This window comes from Salinarimonas chemoclinalis (genome assembly GCF_041514305.1).
In the GTDB taxonomy this organism is placed as follows: domain Bacteria; phylum Pseudomonadota; class Alphaproteobacteria; order Rhizobiales; family Beijerinckiaceae; genus Salinarimonas; species Salinarimonas chemoclinalis.
Window position 1 is genome coordinate 360,660 of the sequence record NZ_JBGMWH010000003.1, and the last position, 16,042, is coordinate 376,701.

11 protein-coding genes are annotated in these 16,042 nt (G+C 68.8%); 8 read left to right on the forward strand and 3 right to left on the reverse strand.

The window, feature by feature from the left end:
* Positions 1-7: 7 nt before the first annotated feature.
* Entirely contained in the window at positions 8-1,489 is a 1,482-nt protein-coding gene (locus AB9M23_RS08905) for a LutB/LldF family L-lactate oxidation iron-sulfur protein (RefSeq protein ID WP_372424167.1), read from the reverse strand.
* Between the two features lie 176 nt (positions 1,490-1,665).
* On the opposite strand from AB9M23_RS08905, the gene AB9M23_RS08910 reads away from it, so the two are divergent.
* The 3 genes from AB9M23_RS08910 to AB9M23_RS08920 are packed head-to-tail and all read left to right on the forward strand — an operon-like array spanning position 1,666 to position 8,126.
* Positions 1,666-4,656 (forward strand): BPTD_3080 family restriction endonuclease, encoded by a 2,991-nt coding sequence (locus AB9M23_RS08910; protein ID WP_372424168.1) that lies wholly within the window; start codon positions 1,666-1,668, stop codon positions 4,654-4,656.
* Positions 4,657-5,307 (forward strand): hypothetical protein, encoded by a 651-nt coding sequence (locus AB9M23_RS08915; RefSeq protein ID WP_372424169.1) that lies wholly within the window; start codon positions 4,657-4,659, stop codon positions 5,305-5,307.
* Positions 5,308-5,321: 14 nt separating this feature from the next.
* The gene (locus tag AB9M23_RS08920) at positions 5,322-8,126 is read left to right on the forward strand and encodes a site-specific DNA-methyltransferase (RefSeq protein ID WP_372424170.1); all 2,805 of its coding nucleotides are present in this window, start codon (positions 5,322-5,324) and stop codon (positions 8,124-8,126) included.
* A gap of 6 nt (positions 8,127-8,132) precedes the next feature.
* On the opposite strand, the gene AB9M23_RS08925 is transcribed toward AB9M23_RS08920, so the two are convergent.
* Positions 8,133-8,789: a hypothetical protein gene (locus tag AB9M23_RS08925; RefSeq protein ID WP_372424171.1), complete on the reverse strand. Its 657-nt coding sequence runs from the start codon at positions 8,787-8,789 to the stop codon at positions 8,133-8,135.
* Between the two features lie 172 nt (positions 8,790-8,961).
* Between AB9M23_RS08925 and zapE the strand changes: the two genes are divergently transcribed.
* Positions 8,962-10,167: a cell division protein ZapE gene (gene zapE / locus AB9M23_RS08930; protein WP_372424172.1), complete on the forward strand. Its 1,206-nt coding sequence runs from the start codon at positions 8,962-8,964 to the stop codon at positions 10,165-10,167.
* A 45-nt stretch (positions 10,168-10,212) separates the two neighbouring features.
* Here the strand turns inward: zapE and AB9M23_RS08935 are convergent, their stop codons facing one another.
* Positions 10,213-12,276 carry a methyl-accepting chemotaxis protein gene (locus AB9M23_RS08935; RefSeq protein WP_372424173.1) on the reverse strand — a complete coding sequence of 688 codons (2,064 nt, stop codon included), beginning with the start codon at positions 12,274-12,276 and terminating at the stop codon, positions 10,213-10,215.
* A gap of 206 nt (positions 12,277-12,482) precedes the next feature.
* Between AB9M23_RS08935 and AB9M23_RS08940 the strand changes: the two genes are divergently transcribed.
* The 4 genes from AB9M23_RS08940 to AB9M23_RS08955 all read left to right on the forward strand — a co-directional run bounded on the left by AB9M23_RS08940 (position 12,483) and on the right by AB9M23_RS08955 (position 16,020).
* Positions 12,483-13,124 carry a TetR/AcrR family transcriptional regulator gene (locus tag AB9M23_RS08940; protein ID WP_372424174.1) on the forward strand — a complete coding sequence of 214 codons (642 nt, stop codon included), beginning with the start codon at positions 12,483-12,485 and terminating at the stop codon, positions 13,122-13,124.
* Between the two features lie 321 nt (positions 13,125-13,445).
* Positions 13,446-14,408: a malate dehydrogenase gene (mdh, locus tag AB9M23_RS08945; protein ID WP_372424175.1), complete on the forward strand. Its 963-nt coding sequence runs from the start codon at positions 13,446-13,448 to the stop codon at positions 14,406-14,408.
* A gap of 73 nt (positions 14,409-14,481) precedes the next feature.
* Positions 14,482-15,678, forward strand: coding sequence for an ADP-forming succinate--CoA ligase subunit beta (gene sucC, locus AB9M23_RS08950; protein ID WP_372424176.1), 1,197 nt, complete (start codon positions 14,482-14,484; stop codon positions 15,676-15,678).
* 18 nt (positions 15,679-15,696) lie between these two features.
* The gene (locus tag AB9M23_RS08955; protein ID WP_372424177.1) at positions 15,697-16,020 is read left to right on the forward strand and encodes a hypothetical protein; all 324 of its coding nucleotides are present in this window, start codon (positions 15,697-15,699) and stop codon (positions 16,018-16,020) included.
* Positions 16,021-16,042 lie beyond the last annotated feature (22 nt).

The window sequence follows — 16,042 nt, forward strand, 5'->3', positions numbered from 1 at the left end:
GCGCTCCTCACGCCGCCGTCGTCGCGGCGGGCTCCGCGTCCGCCTTCGGCGGCCTGCCCGCCCGCTCGCGGGCGAAGCGCTCCTGGAAGGTGCCGCCCTGGGGAGCGGGGAAGTCGCGGTGCTCCGTCCAGCCGCCGGCGAAGGGCAGCCAGCGGAATCGGCCCTTCGTCCCGCCCTTCTTGCGCCCCGCGAAGGCCAGCAGGTTCATGCCCACGCGGGTCGCCAGCCGGTAGAGCGCCGGGCGCCTGGCGAAGAAGGCCCAGGCCGCGATGCCGGAACGCACGGTGGCGGGCGAGAGGTGGCGCTCGAACTCGCGCTCGCGCCAATGGCGCATCAGCTTCGGCAGCGGGATGCGCACGGGGCAGACGCTCTCGCAGCGCCCGCAGAAGGTCGAAGCATTCGGAAGATGTCCGCCCTTGTCGACGCCGATGAGCGAAGGTGTCAGCACTGCGCCCATGGGTCCCGGATAGACCCAGCCATAAGCATGACCTCCGACAGCATGGTAAACCGGGCAGTGATTCATGCAAGCGCCGCATCGAATGCAGCGCAGCATGTCCTCGAACTCGGTACCCAGCATGGACGAGCGGCCGTTGTCGATCAGCACGACGTGGTAGCTCTCCGGCCCGTCGAGGTCCTCGGGGCGGCGGGGGCCGGTGGAGAACGTCGTGTAGACGGACAGCTCCTGCCCGGTGGCGGAGCGGGCCAGCACGCGCAGGAGCTGGGCGGCGTCCTCGAGGGTGGGCACCAGCTTCTCGATCGAGGCCAGCACGACGTGGGTCTTCGGCAGGATCTGGGTGAGGTCGCCGTTGCCCTCGTTGGTCACGATGATCGAGGTGCCGGTCTCGGCGACGAGGAAGTTCGCCCCCGTGATGCCGACGTCGGCGGCGAGGAAGCGCTCGCGCAGCACGCCGCGCGCCTCGGTCAGCAGGTTCACCGGCTCGGAGAGGTCGCGCGTCGCGTCGAGGTGGGTGTGGGCGCGGCGGAAGTCCTCCTCCACCTGGGAGGCGTTGACGTGAACGGCGGGCGCGATGATGTGCGAGGGCGTCTCGTGGCGCAGCTGGATGATGTACTCGCCGAGATCCGTCTCCACCGGCTCGATGCCCGCCGCGGCGAGGTGGTCGTTGAGCCCGATCTCCTCGGAGATCATCGACTTGCCCTTGGTGACGGTGCGCGCGCCCTTCTCCCGGCAGATGGCGGTGACGATGGCCCGCGCCTCCGCCGCGTCCCGCGCGAAATGCACCACCCCGCCCGACGCCTCCACCTCGGCGACGTAGGCCTCGAGGTAGAGGTCGAGATGGGCGAGGACGTGGTCCTTGATGTCGCGCGCGGAATCCCGCAGCGCCTCGAACTCCGGCAGCTTCCCCGCCGCCTTCGCCCGCTTCTCGATGAACCCCACCCGCACGTTCGAGAGCGCCCGCTGCAGCTGCACGTCGTGGAGCGCCGCGTGGGCGTTGTCCTTGAACCGGGGGGAGGTGGAATGGTGGGACATCGGGCGGCGCTCCCGGGGCGGGCGGGTGGTGGGGGGAGTTGTAGCGGGGGAACGGGGGGATGGCGAGGGGGTGGGGAGTCGCGGGGGTCTCGGTGGGGTGCTCGCGTCGGCGTAGGAATGTTCGCGATCTTGACAGTTGCGTACCGGATGCGCTTGCTCGTGGAACGGGGGTGGTCATGAGTTTCGGCACGAATCCGGTCGTCAACACGCCGTTCGCGGCGCCGCGGCAGCACTACCAGCTGGGCGAGGACGGACAACCCACGGGCGTGCTCGTCGACGGGCGGCGGCCGAGCGTGCAGATCGTGCCGGTGCCGCAGGCGCGCAGACAGAAGAAGGAGCCCGAGCTCGATCTCGGGGATCTCGCGCAACGCGTCGAGGAGAACCGGCTCGTCAACCGCATCCGCGAGCGCGTCGACGCGTGGCGCAAGTCGCCGGACCGGCTGAGCCGCGTCACACCCGAGACGCGCCGCCTGATCGAGCACTGGACCGACCCGGACCGCACGCGCAAGCTCTTCTTCTGCCAGATCGAGGCGCTGGAGACGCTGATCTACCTCACCGAGGTCGATCCCGGACGCTTCCGCGGAGAGATCGAGGAGGCGAACGAGGAGGCCAATCCCGGCCTCACCCGCCTCGCCTCGAAGATGGCGACCGGGTCCGGCAAGACCACCGTCATGGCGATGATCATCGCCTGGCACGCGGTGAACAAGGCGCGCCACCGCAACTCCAGCCGGTTCACCGACGCCTTCCTCGTGGTCTGCCCCGGCATCACCATCAAGGACCGGCTGCGGGTGCTGATGCCGAGCGACCCGGAGAACGTCTATGCCGCGCTCGACCTCGTGCCCACCGACCTGCGCGACGGGCTCGGCAAGGCGCGCATCGTCATCACCAATTACCACGCCTTCATGCCGCGCGAGACCTTGCAGGTCTCGAAGCTCAACCGGCAGGTGCTCGGCGGGCTCGAGGGCGAGAAGCGTTTCGTCGAGACCGACGGCCAGATGGTCAGGCGCGTCGCCAAGGACCTGATGGGCCGCAAGGGCATCCTCGTCCTCAACGACGAGGCGCATCATTGCTATCGCCATCGCGAGCTGACCGCGCAGGAGAAGCTCGACGCGGAGGAAAAGGACGAGGCCAAGAGGGCGGAGGAAGCGGCGCGTGTCTGGATCACCGGCATCGAGGCGTTCGACCGCGTGCTCGGCATCAAGACCGTGCACGATCTCTCGGCGACGCCGTTCAACCTGAAGGGCTCCGGCTACCCGGAAGGTTCGCTGTTCAAGTGGGTCGTCTCCGATTTCTCGCTGCTCGACGCGATCGAGAGCGGCATCGTCAAGGTGCCGCGCATTCCCGTTCTCGACGACCGCGTCGCCGGCGAGATGCCGCTCTTCCGCAATCTCTACCGCAACATCCAGGCGGGCGACCGGCCGCTGCCGCGCAAGGGGCGCGCCAAGCAGTCGAAGATCGCCATGGACCCGCAGGATCTGCCCGGCCTTCTGGAGAGCGCGCTCGGCGCGCTCTACGGCCACTATGCCGAGATCCACGAAGCCTGGGAGCGGGAGCCGCTGCTGGGGCGCCCGCCGGTCTTCATCGTGGTCTGCAACAACACGACCACGTCGAAGCTCGTCTACGACCACATCGCCGGCTACGAGATCGAGGACCCCGAGGGCGGGCCGTCCCGCTTCGTCCCCGGTCGGCTGAAGCTCTTCCAGAACATCGACGATAACGGCCGCGAGGCGCGGCCCATGCGCACGCTGCTGATCGATTCCGAGCAGCTCGATTCGGGCGAGGCGCTCTCGGACGAGTTCCTGCGCGCCGCCGGCCCGGAGATCGCGCGGTTCAAGGAGGAGATGCGCCGCCGCGGGCAAGGCGACCCGGAGAAGCTGTCGCCACAGGACATCCTGCGCGAGGTGATGAACACGGTCGGGCGCCCCGGCAAGCTCGGCGGCGACATCCGCTGCGTCGTCTCCGTGTCGATGCTCACCGAGGGGTGGGACGCCAACACCGTGACGCACATTCTCGGCGTGCGCGCCTTCGGCACGCAGCTGCTCTGCGAGCAGGTGGTGGGCCGCGGCTTGCGGCGCATGTCCTACGAGGTGGACAGGGCCACGGGGCTCTTCCCCGTGGAATATGCCGACGTGCTCGGCATCCCCTTCACCTTCGCCAACGCCTCGAAGACGAAGACCGCGCCCAAGCCCCCGCCGCCAGTGACGCATGTGCGCACGCGCCGCGACCGGCCGGACCTCGAGATCCGCTTCCCGCGGGTGCAGGGCTACCGCGTGGTGTTCCCGCGCCGGCCGCTCACCGCGACCTTCACCGAGAACAGCCGCTACGAGCTGACGCCGGACATGATCCCGACCCAGGTCGAGAACGAGCCCTTCATCGGCGAGGGCATCACCTTCGATCTGCGCGAGGACGCCGAGCGGCTGCGGCTCAAATCGGTGATCTTCGACGTCGCCGGCCACACGCTGCGCAAGTATTTCCGCGACGACGAAGGCGCGGTGGAAGTGTGGCGCTTCCCCGAACTGGTGCGCATCACCGAGCGCTGGTTCGACACGTGCCTCGTCACCCGCGGCGAGGTGCCCAAGCAGTTCATGAAGTTCCGGCAGTTCGCCGATGAGGCCGCGAACCGCATCTACACCGCCTGCGCTCGCGGGCAGGCCGCGGGCGGCGGCACCGAGCGCACGCTGCCGATCCTCGACCCGTTCACGCCGGAAGGCTCGACCAACCACGTCGACTTCACCACGACGAAGACGCTGCTGTTCAAGACACGGCTCTCGCCCGTCGACCACGTGGTGGCCGACAGCGAATGGGAGCTCGCCTTCGCCGAGACGCTGGAGCGGATGAAGGACGTGGTGGTGTCTTACGTCAAGAACCACGCCCTCCAGTTCGAGATCCCCTACCACTATGCCGGCGCGGAGCGCCGCTACCGCCCGGACTACGTCGTGCGCCTGCGCGACGGCGGGGCGAAGCCGCTAAACCTCGTCGTCGAGATCAAGGGGCTGAAGGACAACAAGGACGCGGCGAAGGCGGACGTCGCGACTGGGATCTGGGTTCCTGCCGTGAACGCGGCGGGGCGCTTCGGGCGCTGGGCGTTCGTGGAGATTGGGCAGGATATTTTCGAGGCGGAGCGGGTGCTGCGGGGGATCGCGGCGGGGAAGAGGGAGGCAGCATAAATGTTAAAAGGATTTCAGCTCGGAATCAACGCTGCAGTTCAAAGAATAGCTACTGACGCAAGGCAGATATGCGGAGAATGGGACGAAATCATCGATGAAGATGATTTTACATCACAGTTTGTGAGGAAGATAAAAGATTCACTGAACAATGAAAATTTGCATGGGCTTCAGTTCAAGGCCAGGGTGTCAAGACTCAAGTGGCGGGGGGCGCGGTCGCAAGAGCGCGTCTTGGGAGCTGATCTATTCTTGAGCGTGGACGTGAAGGCACGAAATTACGCAGCCTGCAAGGGTTATTTTGTACAGGCTAAAGCTTCTAATGTTTCGAAGTACGACCCGGATTTCAAATTCGATGATCATCTGCGTCGTCAGGTCAGACGCATGCTGGCCGTCACGCCCGAATCCTATGTGTGGATCTATGCTCCGGACGGTGTGTCGGTACTGCGAGCTGGGGCGGTGGGCGCCGCTGGGAGCGCTGGAAGACTGAAAGATTCTTTGCCCTTCACCATCAGCGGCTTCTTTAGATCCTGTTTCAGTTCTCGAAGTGGTGACTTCCGGCTCGGCAGCAAAGGCAAGTATGGGATGCAGCTTGAAATCGAAAAACTTCGAGCAACAAGGATCCTGGAAATCGTTGCGACTGGAGAGGACATTTAACCCATGGAGCGAATGTGAGAACCCGCACCACCACCGCCGACGTCGACGCCTACGAGCACGGCGAGGCGAAGCGCACCAACATCCCCACCGCCGAACTCCAGGCCTTCGCGCCGGACGACGGGGCGAAGACGTTGCTGTATCCGCGCAACCCGGATCTCGACCCGCAATTGGTCTGGCGGGGGAAGGATGCGGAGGATGCGGAGCCGCTCGCGGTGGACGCGGCACCGATCTACATTCAGGAGAAGATCCGGCCCGAGGCGATCGTCGCCGATCTGCAGCGGCGCTCGAAGGCGCGGCGGGAGGAGGCGGCGGAGCAGGTGGACCTGTTCGCCGATTTCGACGGCATCGACGATCCCGAGGCGAAGACCGAATTTTACACGCACGATGCCAATTGGGCGAACCGGATGATCCTGGGCGATTCGCTCCTCGTTATGGCGAGCCTCGCCGAACGGGAGAATCTGCGCGGGCGTGTGCAGGCGATCTATTTCGATCCGCCCTACGGGATCAAGTTCAACTCGAATTGGCAGCCCTCGACCCGGACGCGAGACGTCAAGGACGGCAAGCTCGAGAGCATGTCGCGCGAGCCGGAGGTAGTGCGGGCATTTCGCGATACATGGAAAGACGGGATCCACTCGTATCTGAGTTACCTCCGAGATCGGCTGACGGCTGCCAGGGACTTGTTGACCGAGAGTGGTAGCGTCTTCGTTCAAATCGGGGACGAGAACGTCCACTTGGTGCGCAGTCTTCTGGACGAAGTCTTCGGTGCTGATAATCACTGCGCTCAAATTATCTTCAGAAAGACGACAGGAAAGGGTAGTGATCTTCTCGATGTGACAGTGGACTTCATTGTTTGGTACGCAAAAGATCGTAGTGTTGTGAAGTACCGACCGCTCTTCGAGGAGCGCGACCCAACCTCGGAGGTGAATCTACGTCTGGTCCAAATGCCAGACGGCCAGAGAAGGACGCTCACGCGTGCCGAGTTCGAGGGGTCTGCCGAGTTGCCGAAAGGTGCTCGAATATACCGTCCGAACCCACTGACGAGTTCTCGTGTGCCCCAAGGGGCAGACCTAAGGTCGTACCTCTTCAACGGCCAGCAGTTTACGCCGGGCAAGGGTACCTTCAAGACGAATCTCGTCGGCTTGAGCAGAGTTCAGAAAGCCGATCGTTTGATGGCCGTCGGTAGATCACTAAGCTACATCAGATTTCTCGATGATTTTCGATTCCGCCCGCGAGCGGATGTGTGGGACGACACAAGGACCGGCGGTTTCGCAGACGAGAAGATCTACGTTGTACAGACCACAGCGAAAGCCGTCGAACGCTGCCTTCTCATGACCACCGACCCCGGCGACCTCGTGCTCGATCCCACCTGCGGGTCCGGCACGACGGCCTATGTCGCCGAGCAATGGGGTCGGCGCTGGATCACCATCGACACGAGCCGCGTCGCGCTGGCGCTGGCGCGCACGCGGCTGATGGCGGCGAAGTTCGACTACTACATCCCGCGCGATTGCGAGGAGGGCGCGGCCAAGGAGAGCGAGATCCTCGGCCGGCCCGTGCCGGGGCCGGACCACGGCGGCAAGCCCGACCTGCGCCAGGGCTTCGTCTACGAGCGCGTGCCGCGGGTGACGCTCAAGGCCATCGCCAACAACACCGAGATCGACGAAATTCACGCCGCCTACGAGCCCCGGCTCGAGGAGGCGCGCGGGATGCTCAATACGGTCCTCGACGAGACGTGGGAGGAGTGGCAGGTCCCGCGTGAGACGAAGCCGAGCTGGCCCGCGGCCGCCTGCGAGGCGCATGCGGCCTTCTGGTCCCTGCGCCGGGAGCGGCAGGCGGAGATCGACGCCTCGATCGCGCGCAATGCCGAGGTGGAGCTGCTCTACGACAGGCCGTACAAGGCAAGGGGCGTGGTGCGCGTCTCCGGGCCCTTCACCGTCGAGAGCCTGTCGCCGCACCGCGTGCTGCCGCTCGCCGAGGACCCGGTGCTGCTCGACGCGCTCGGCGAAGGCGGGGGCGACGCGGCGGCGGACGGGGCGACGCAGCCGCAGACGGACTTCGCGACCGTCGTGCTCGAGAACCTCAAGGCCGCGGGGGTGCAGAACACCAAGAAGGGCGAGACGCTCCGGTTCGAGTGGATCAAGCCCTTCGCGTCGAAACGCGGCTACATCGCCTTCGAGGCGCAATACAGCGAGGGCGGGGCGGTGAAGCGCGCGGCCATCGCCATCGGGCCGGAATACGACACGGTGGGGTTCGACCTCGTGAAGAACGCCGCGCGCGAGGCGATGCACGCCTTCGACACGCTGATCGTCTGCGGTTTCGCCTTCGCGCCGGAGGTGGACGACTCGCGCCTCCATTTCGGCGAGCTGACCGTGCTGAAGGCGCGCATGAACCAGGACCTGCGCATGGGTGACAAGCTGAAGGCGGGGACGGGCAACCTCTTCGTCGTCTTCGGCGAGCCGGACATCGCGGTGGAGCACCTGCCCGACGGGATGGTGCGCGTGGAGATCCGCGGCGTCGACATCTTCGACCCGACGACGGGGGAGGTGCGCTCCTCGCAGGACCCCGCCGAGGACATCGCCTGCTGGTTCATCGACGACGCGTACGACGAGGAGAGCTTCTTCGTGCGCCAGGCCTACTTCCTGGGGCGCGACCCCTACGAGAGCCTGAAGCGGGCGCTGAAGGCGGAGATCGACGAGGCGGCGTGGGGGGAGCTGCACTCCACGGTGTCGCGGCCGTTCCGCCCGCCGGCGAACGGGCTGATCTGCGTGAAGGTGATCAACCATTTCGGCGACGAGGTGCAGAAGGTGTTCCGTGTGACGTGATCCCCCTCACCGCCCCAGCCGCCCCTTGCGCGGTGGCGGGGGCGGGCGGAGCTGGTCGGCGAGCTCGCGCTCGATCGTGTCGCCGGGGCGCAGGCCCTGCATGGTGCGCAGCGCCGCGCGGAGCGCGCGGCTGGAGCGGCGGGTGATGGGCGGGTCTCCCGGCTGCCGCTTGGGCTTGCGCTTGCGCGGCGGCGGGTTCGCGGGCGGGTTCAGGCGCCGGCCGCGGCGGATCTTGTTCTCGGCCCGCGCGCGGGCGAGGAGGTCGAGCGCCTCGGCGAGCGCCGCGGGATCGGGCCGCGGATCGGCCACGATGGCGTCGACGAGCCGGTTGCAGGCGGCGAGCAGCTCCTGCGCCAGCGCTCGGCCGATGCGGTTGGGCGTGTAGCGCGCCTCCGGCGGCCGCAGCGCTGAGCGGCAGGCGCCGGGCGGGCGCGTCCAGCCCCGGCGGGCGCTCCAGCGCGAGATCGTGCCCTTGTCCACCCCGGTCCGCTCGGAGATCTCGCGAAGCGGGATGATCGTGCCCTCGACCAGAGACCGCACCCGCTCGACCGTCTCCGGCGCATGAGCCTGGCGCTTGTGCACCCGCGGCGGCCGCGCCGGCACGTCGGAGGCGCTGAGCCGGACGATCACCGGTTCCCGCCGGGTGAAGAGAGGTACCCTCATGGCGCGTTCCTCGGCGCGAGCCTCGCGGTCGCAACAGAACAAATAATGAACGAATCATCGTCCGAGTCAAGCACACGGGACGCCGCCCCGCCCCGAGCCTTCCCCCTCCCCGAGCCGCCCCCGCCCGCTTTCCCGTTGAACCCGCTCGCGTGCGGCGCTAGAGCACTCCCCCGTGAGCAAGCCCGTACCCCTCCCCGATCCGAAGCGTCCCGTGTCGCGGGCCTACGAGGCGCGCGTGGCGGCCGGCGCGATCGAGCGGGATCCGGCGCAGGTGGGGCTGCTGCGACGCTTCGATGCGCTCTCGGCGGCGCTCGCCGAGCGGCGGCTGGCCCGCAAGGGGAGCGCGCTCGGCTGGCTGTTCGGGCGCCGCGCGGGGGCGCGCGAGCCGATCGAGGGGCTCTACGTCTGGGGCTCCGTCGGGCGCGGCAAGACCATGCTGATGGATCTCTTCTTCGAGACCCTGCAGGTGCGCCGCAAGCGCCGGGCGCATTTCCACGCCTTCATGGCCGACGTCCACGGGCGCATCCACGCCTTCCGGCAGGAGCTGAAGGCCGGGCGCGTGAAGGGCGACGACCCGATCGCCCCGGTGGCGAAGGCCATCGCCGAGGAGAGCTGGGTGCTCTGCTTCGACGAATTCACCGTCACCGACATCGCGGACGCGATGATCCTCGGGCGGCTGTTCCGGGCGCTGTTCGCGGAGGGCGTCACGGTGGTGGCGACCTCGAACGTCGAGCCGCGGCGGCTCTACGAGGGCGGGCTCAACCGCGCCCTGTTCGAGCCGTTCATCGGCATGATCGAGGCGCGCATGGGCGTGGTTCGGCTCGACGCACGCACCGACTTCCGGCTGGAGAAGCTCACGGGGACCGAGACCTGGCACGTGCCCGCCGACGCGGCGGGGCGGGCCGCGCTCGACCGCGCCTTCGAGGCGCTCACCGGGCGCGCGCGCGGCGAGCCGATCTCGCTGGCGGTGAAGGGGCGTGCGGTCGCCGTGCCGCAGGCGGCGGCGGGGGTGGCGCGCTTCGGCTTCGCCGACCTGTGCGAGCGCCCGCTCGGCGCCTCCGACTACCTCGCCATCGCGCGCGACTTCCACACGGTGATGATCGAGGGCGTCCCGGTGATGGACCTGGCGAAGCGCAACGAGGCCAAGCGCTTCATCACCCTGATCGACGCGCTCTACGACGAGCGGGTGAAGCTGCTCGCCACCGCCGAGGCCCCGCCGCAGGGGCTCTACACCGCCACCCACGGGCGCGAGGCCTTCGAGTTCGACCGCACGGTCTCGCGGCTCGTCGAGATGGCCTCGCAGGACTACCTCGGCCTCCCCCACGGCCGCGCGGATTCCCGCGCCTCGGGGGACACGACCGGGCTCGTGGAGACCTGAGGCGGCGCGGGAGCCGCCCCGGGTCCCCGCGAGAAGGGTGCGGGATCAGGCGGCGGCCACGGACCTGAGGAAGGCGTCGATCTCGCGCTCGAGGTCGCTCGTCGCCGCGTTGACGGTGCGCGAGACCTCCAGCACGCGGCCGGCGGTGGTGCTGGTCTCGCCGACGGCGGCGCCGAGGCGGCCGATGTCGTCGGCGACGACGCCGGTCTGCGCGGCCGCGCTCTCGACGTTGCCGCTGATCTCGCCCGTCGCCGCGCCCTGCTCCTCGATCGCCGAGGCGATGGCGGTGGCGTAGCCGCGCACGTCCTCCATGGTCGTGGTGATGCCGGCGATGGAGTCCACCGTCTCGCCGGTGGCCTCCTGGATGGCGGAGACCTGGCTCGCGATCTCCTCGGTCGCCTTGGCGGTCTGCTCGGCGAGGTTCTTCACCTCGGCGGCGACGACGGCGAAGCCGCGCCCGGCCTCGCCGGCGCGGGCGGCCTCGATCGTGGCGTTGAGGGCGAGCAGGTTGGTCTGCTCGGCGATCGCCTGGATGAGCCCGATCACCTCGCCGATGCGGCTCGCGGCGGTGGCGAGCTCGCCCACCTTGACGTTGGAGCGCTGCGCGCGCTCGGAGGCGACCGCGACGATCTCCGTCGTGCGGCCGACCTGCGAGGCGATCTCCCCGATCGAGGCGGAGAGCTCCTCGGCCGCCGTCGCCACGGCGCGTACGTCCTCGGAGGCACGCCCCGCCGCCCGGCTGGCGCTCTCCGCGCGCGCGGCGCTGCCGTCGGCGAGCGCCCCGAGCTCCGTCGAGACGCGGTCGAGGTCGCTCGCGGAGGCGGCGGCGCGCCGCACCAGCGCCTCGGCGGTGGCGCGGAAGCCCTCGACGAGGCCCTCGATCCGGGCCTGGCGGGCGCGGTCGCGCTCCTGCGCCCGCGCCTGCTCGGCGGACAGCGTCTCGCGCTCGAGGGCGCCGTCGCGGAACACCGCGACCGCGCGGGCCATCTCGCCGATCTCGTCGCCGCGCTCCGTGCCGGCGATCGCGGTGCCGGTGTCGCCCTCGGCCAGCGCCCGCATGCGCGCCGTCATGGCGAGGATCGGCCGTGCCAGGGAATGGGCGGTGAGCCACACCACGACGAGGACGATCGCGAGGGCGGCGAGCGCGGCGAGGATCATGGAGTTGCGCGCCGAGACCGCATCGGCGACGAGGGCCTCCATCGGCACGGTGACGACGAGGCGCCAGGTCTCGTCGAGTCCCTCGAAGGCGACCGGCGTGGCGAGGGCGAACTGCTCGACGCCGGCGGCGTCGACGAGCGCGCGGCCCACGCCGGCGGGCGCGGCGAGCATCGCGCGGATCGCGGGATCGGCGACCGGCTGGCCGAGGCGCGTGGGATCGGGATGGGCGACGTAGAGGTCGTCGGTCGCCACCAGCTTCACCGAGCCGACGCCGAAGGGCCGCAGCTCGCCGATGGCGGCGGAGACGTCGGTGAGCGGCAGGTCGGCGGTGAAGATGCCGATGGCGCGGCCCTCGCGGCGCACGACGGTGCTCACGGTGGTCATCAGCACGTCGACGCCCTCGACCGGGTAGACGTAGGGCGGCGTGATCAGGTCGCGGTTCTCGCGCATCGGCCGGTCGTACCAGCCCCCGGTGCCGGCCTCCGGCGTCATGATCAGCTTCTCGACGCCGACGGAGCCGTCCCCGGCACGGAAGAAGTAGGGGACGAAGCGGCCCGCCTCGTCGGAATAGGGGTGGCCGACGTGGTCCGCGTCGCGGCCGTCGAGCGCGTTCGGGTCGAAGGCCAGCGTCATGCCGACGAGCGCGGGCTGGGCCTCGACGTTGGCGGCCACGTAGGCGCCGAGCGCGTCGCGATCGACCGCCCCGTCCGCCAGCATGCCCGACACGCCGCGCGCGCCCATGCGGGCGGCGAGCACGGCGCGGCCGATGTCCTCGGACACCGTCGCCGCGGTGCGCTCGAGTTCGGCGGCGGCGGTGCGCTCGGACTGCGCGCGCACGGAGGCGGTCATGATCGCCGAGCCGATGAAGGTCACCGCCGCCATCGCCACGACGAAGAGCAGGCCCGACAACACGATGAGCTTCGAGCGGATGGAGAGATTGGTGAACTGCACGTCGACCCCCTCGCAGGCGTGCCGGAGACGCCGTATGGACGATGCAATTCGAATAGATGATCCGGGTTTCGCTTTAGTAAAATCGACTGAACACTCGAAGTTGTTTTCTGCGACGCCCCCCGCGGATCCGTCCCCGCCGCGCCGTCCCGCTTCGTCGCGTCGTTCTTCCCGCGGCCGGCCTCCCTTCGCCGGCACGATGCTCTAGGATGGGGCGAACGCCCGAGGAGCCCGTGACCGTGCCGCCGCGCCCGCCCGCCGAGACCGCCACCGACGTGCGCCTGCTGCGCATCGCCACCGACCACCTCGCGCGCTTCGGGCCGCGGCGGCTCACCGTCACCGGCGTGGCGGAGGAGGCGGGGATGACGCACGCCAACGTCTACCGCTACTACCCGTCCAAGGCGGATCTCATCGACGCGATCGCCGGGCGATGGCTGCGGGAGGTGGAGGACGCGCTCGCCGACATCGTCGACGGGCCGGACCCGGTCGCCGACAAGCTCGAGCGCTTCGTGCTCGCCATCGCCCGCGCCTACCGGGACTGCGCGGTGGAGAACCCCGCCGTGTTCGATGTCTACGTCTCGGCGGTGGAGGCCTCGCGCGGGATCGCCCGCAAGCACCGCGGCCGCCAGCTGCGGCTGCTCGAGCGCATCCTCGAGGAGGGGATCGCCACCGACGCCTTCGCGCCGCGCGACCGCGACCGCGCGATGGCCTTCGTCATCGACGCCGTGCAGCGCTTCGTGAACCCGGTGATGGTGCGCATCGACGTGCGCGTGCCGGCCGCCGTGCTCGACCAGCGGCTCTCGACCATGCTCGACGTCGTGCTGCGGGCGTTGCATGCGGGCTGGGTTTGAACGCTCGGCGGGCGGCGGGAAAACATCAACCATGACGAATGTCGAAAATTGTAATCCGTCATTTCGCCCTCGCGGACGTTCCCGCAGCCCGGCCGGCTTCTCCGCCCGCGCGCCAAGTCGTTGAGCAGACGGGCCTTTTCCCGACGCCTGCGACGTCCGTCGGGGGCGCTCCCGCCGCGGACCGGACCAAGAGCCCAAGGTTTGCAACGGGTTGAACGCGAACGGCTCTTGGGGTTTAAGCACGCGGAAACCCGCGCCCGGCGTCCGCGACGCGAGAGGGCCGCGGCTCGACGGTCAAATCCTGGAAGAGGCGTTTCCCTCATGGCACGCAAGAAGATCGCGCTCATCGGCGCCGGCCAGATCGGCGGCACGCTCGCCCATCTCGTCGGCCTCAAGGAGCTTGGCGACGTGGTCCTGTTCGACATCGCCGAGGGCGTGCCGCAGGGCAAGGGCCTCGACATCGCCGAGAGCGCCCCGGTGGACGGCTTCGACGCGGCCTACACGGGCACGCAGGACTACGCCGACATCGCCGGCGCCGACGTCGTGATCGTCACCGCCGGCGTGCCGCGCAAGCCCGGCATGAGCCGCGACGACCTGCTCGGCATCAATCTCAAGGTGATGAAGGCGGTGGGCGAGGGCATCAGGGCGCATTGCCCGAACGCCTTCGTGATCTGCATCACCAACCCGCTCGACGCGATGGTCTGGGCGCTGCAGAAGTTCTCGGGGCTCCCCGCGAACAAGATCGTCGGCATGGCCGGCGTGCTCGACTCGGCGCGCTTCCGCCACTTCCTCGCCGAGGAGTTCGACGTCTCGGTGGAGGACGTCACCGCCTTCGTGCTCGGCGGCCACGGCGACGACATGTGCCCGCTCGTGCGCTACTCGACGGTGGCCGGCATCCCGCTGCCCGACCTCGTGGCGATGGGCTGGACCACGCAGGAGAAGCTCGACGCCATGGTCGAGCGCACCCGCAAGGGCGGCGGCGAGATCGTCAACCTGCTCAAGACCGGCTCGGCCTACTACGCGCCGGCGGCCTCCGCCATCGCCATGGCCGAGAGCTACCTCAAGGACAAGCGCCGCGTCCTGCCCTGCGCCGCCCATCTCGACGGCCAGTACGGCGTCTCAGACATGTTCGTGGGCGTGCCGATCGTGATCGGCGCGAACGGCGTCGAGAAGGTCGTCGAGGTCTCGTTCACGGCCGACGAGAAGGCGATGTTCGAGAAGTCGGTGGCCGCCGTGAAGTCTCTGGTCGACGCCTGCAAGGGCATCGATCCGTCGCTGGCCTGACGCGTCTCCAGCGGCGCTCCCGAGCAGGGCGCCGCCGACCATTTCCGATCCCGAGAGAGGGTGGACCGATCTCATGAACATCCACGAATACCAGGGCAAGGCGCTTCTGAAGGAGTTCGGCGCGCCCGTCTCCCGCGGCGTCGCGATCTTCGAGGCCGGCGAGGCCGAGGCGGCGGCGCGCGAGCTCGGCGGCCCGCTCTGGGTCGTCAAGAGCCAGATCCACGCGGGTGGCCGCGGCAAGGGCAGGTTCGAGGAGGCCGCCGCCGGCGAGAAGGGCGGCGTGCGCCTGGCCAAGTCCATCGAGGAGGTGAAGCAGTTCGCCGCCGAGATGCTCGGCAACACCCTGGTGACGGCCCAGACCGGGCCCGAGGGCAAGCAGGTGAACCGCCTCTACATCGAGGACGGCTCGGACATCGAGAAGGAGTTCTACCTCTCCGCCCTCGTCGACCGCTCGACCGGCTTCGTCGCCTTCGTGGTCTCGACGGAAGGCGGCATGGACATCGAGGAGGTCGCACACGCGACCCCCGAGAAGATCCTCACGCTCACGGTCGACCCCGTCACCGGCCCGATGCCGCACCACGGCCGCTCGGTGGCGAAGGCGCTCGGCCTCTCCGGCGACCTCGCCAAGCAGGCGGGCGCCCTCGTGGGGAAGATCTACACGCTCTTCGTCGAGAAGGACGTGGAGATGCTCGAGATCAACCCGCTGATCGTCACCAAGGACGGCCAGCTGCGCTGCCTCGACGCCAAGGTGTCGTTCGATTCGAACGCGATGTTCCGCCATCCCGAGATCGCCGCGCTGCGCGACCTCACGGAGGAGGACGCCAAGGAGATCGAGGCCTCCAAGTACGACCTCGCCTATATCGCGCTCGACGGCACGATCGGCTGCATGGTCAACGGCGCCGGCCTCGCCATGGCGACGCTGGACATCATCAAGCTCTACGGCGAGGAGCCGGCGAACTTCCTCGACGTCGGCGGCGGCGCCAGCGAGGAGAAGGTCACCGCGGCCTTCAAGATCATCACCGCCGATCCGCAGGTGAAGGGCATCCTCGTCAACATCTTCGGCGGCATCATGAAATGCGACGTCATCGCGCGGGGCGTGATCGCGGCGGTGAAGGCGGTCGGGCTGCAGGTCCCGCTCGTCGTGCGCCTCGAGGGCACGAACGTCGAGGAAGGCAAGGAGATCATCCGCTCGTCCGGGCTCAACGTCATCCCCGCCGACGACCTCGACGACGCGGCGCAGAAGATCGTCGCCGCCGTGCGCGGGGGCTGAGGGGCGGGGAGCGACGTCATGGCGTTCATCACGGTCGAGATCGATGACGAGGTGCTCGAGAAGGTCGCGGCCTACGCCGCGGCTCGCGGCACGGCTCCGGAAGGGTTGCTGAAGGCCCATCTCGAGCATCTCGCGCTGATCCCGCCCGCGGTGAGGACCGATCTCGACGAAGCTCGTCGCAAGATCCGCGAGCTCGCCGAGACGTCGCCTCTCGACGTTGGTCCGATCACCTGGACGCGGGAGTCGCTCTACGACCGCGACGAGCAGCGCGACGAACGTCGTCGCGCCGAGGAATCCAAATCCATTCTGGAGCTGCGCCCGAGCGCAGACCGACAGACCTGAGGCTGCCCGGCCCGGAGGCTCA

Bases quoted from the DNA above. Each gene is read 5' to 3' on its own strand.
- mdh (WP_372424175.1), top strand. From the start codon at position 13,446: ATGGCACGCAAGAAGATCGCGCTCATCGGCGCCGGCCAGATCGGCGGC.
- AB9M23_RS08915 (WP_372424169.1), top strand. From the start codon at position 4,657: ATGTTAAAAGGATTTCAGCTCGGAATCAACGCTGCAGTTCAAAGAATA.
- AB9M23_RS08925 (WP_372424171.1), bottom strand. From the start codon at position 8,789: ATGAGGGTACCTCTCTTCACCCGGCGGGAACCGGTGATCGTCCGGCTC.
- AB9M23_RS08905 (WP_372424167.1), bottom strand. From the start codon at position 1,489: ATGTCCCACCATTCCACCTCCCCCCGGTTCAAGGACAACGCCCACGCG.
- AB9M23_RS08955 (WP_372424177.1), top strand. From the start codon at position 15,697: ATGGCGTTCATCACGGTCGAGATCGATGACGAGGTGCTCGAGAAGGTC.
- AB9M23_RS08940 (WP_372424174.1), top strand. From the start codon at position 12,483: ATGGGGCGAACGCCCGAGGAGCCCGTGACCGTGCCGCCGCGCCCGCCC.
- sucC (WP_372424176.1), top strand. From the start codon at position 14,482: ATGAACATCCACGAATACCAGGGCAAGGCGCTTCTGAAGGAGTTCGGC.
- AB9M23_RS08910 (WP_372424168.1), top strand. From the start codon at position 1,666: ATGAGTTTCGGCACGAATCCGGTCGTCAACACGCCGTTCGCGGCGCCG.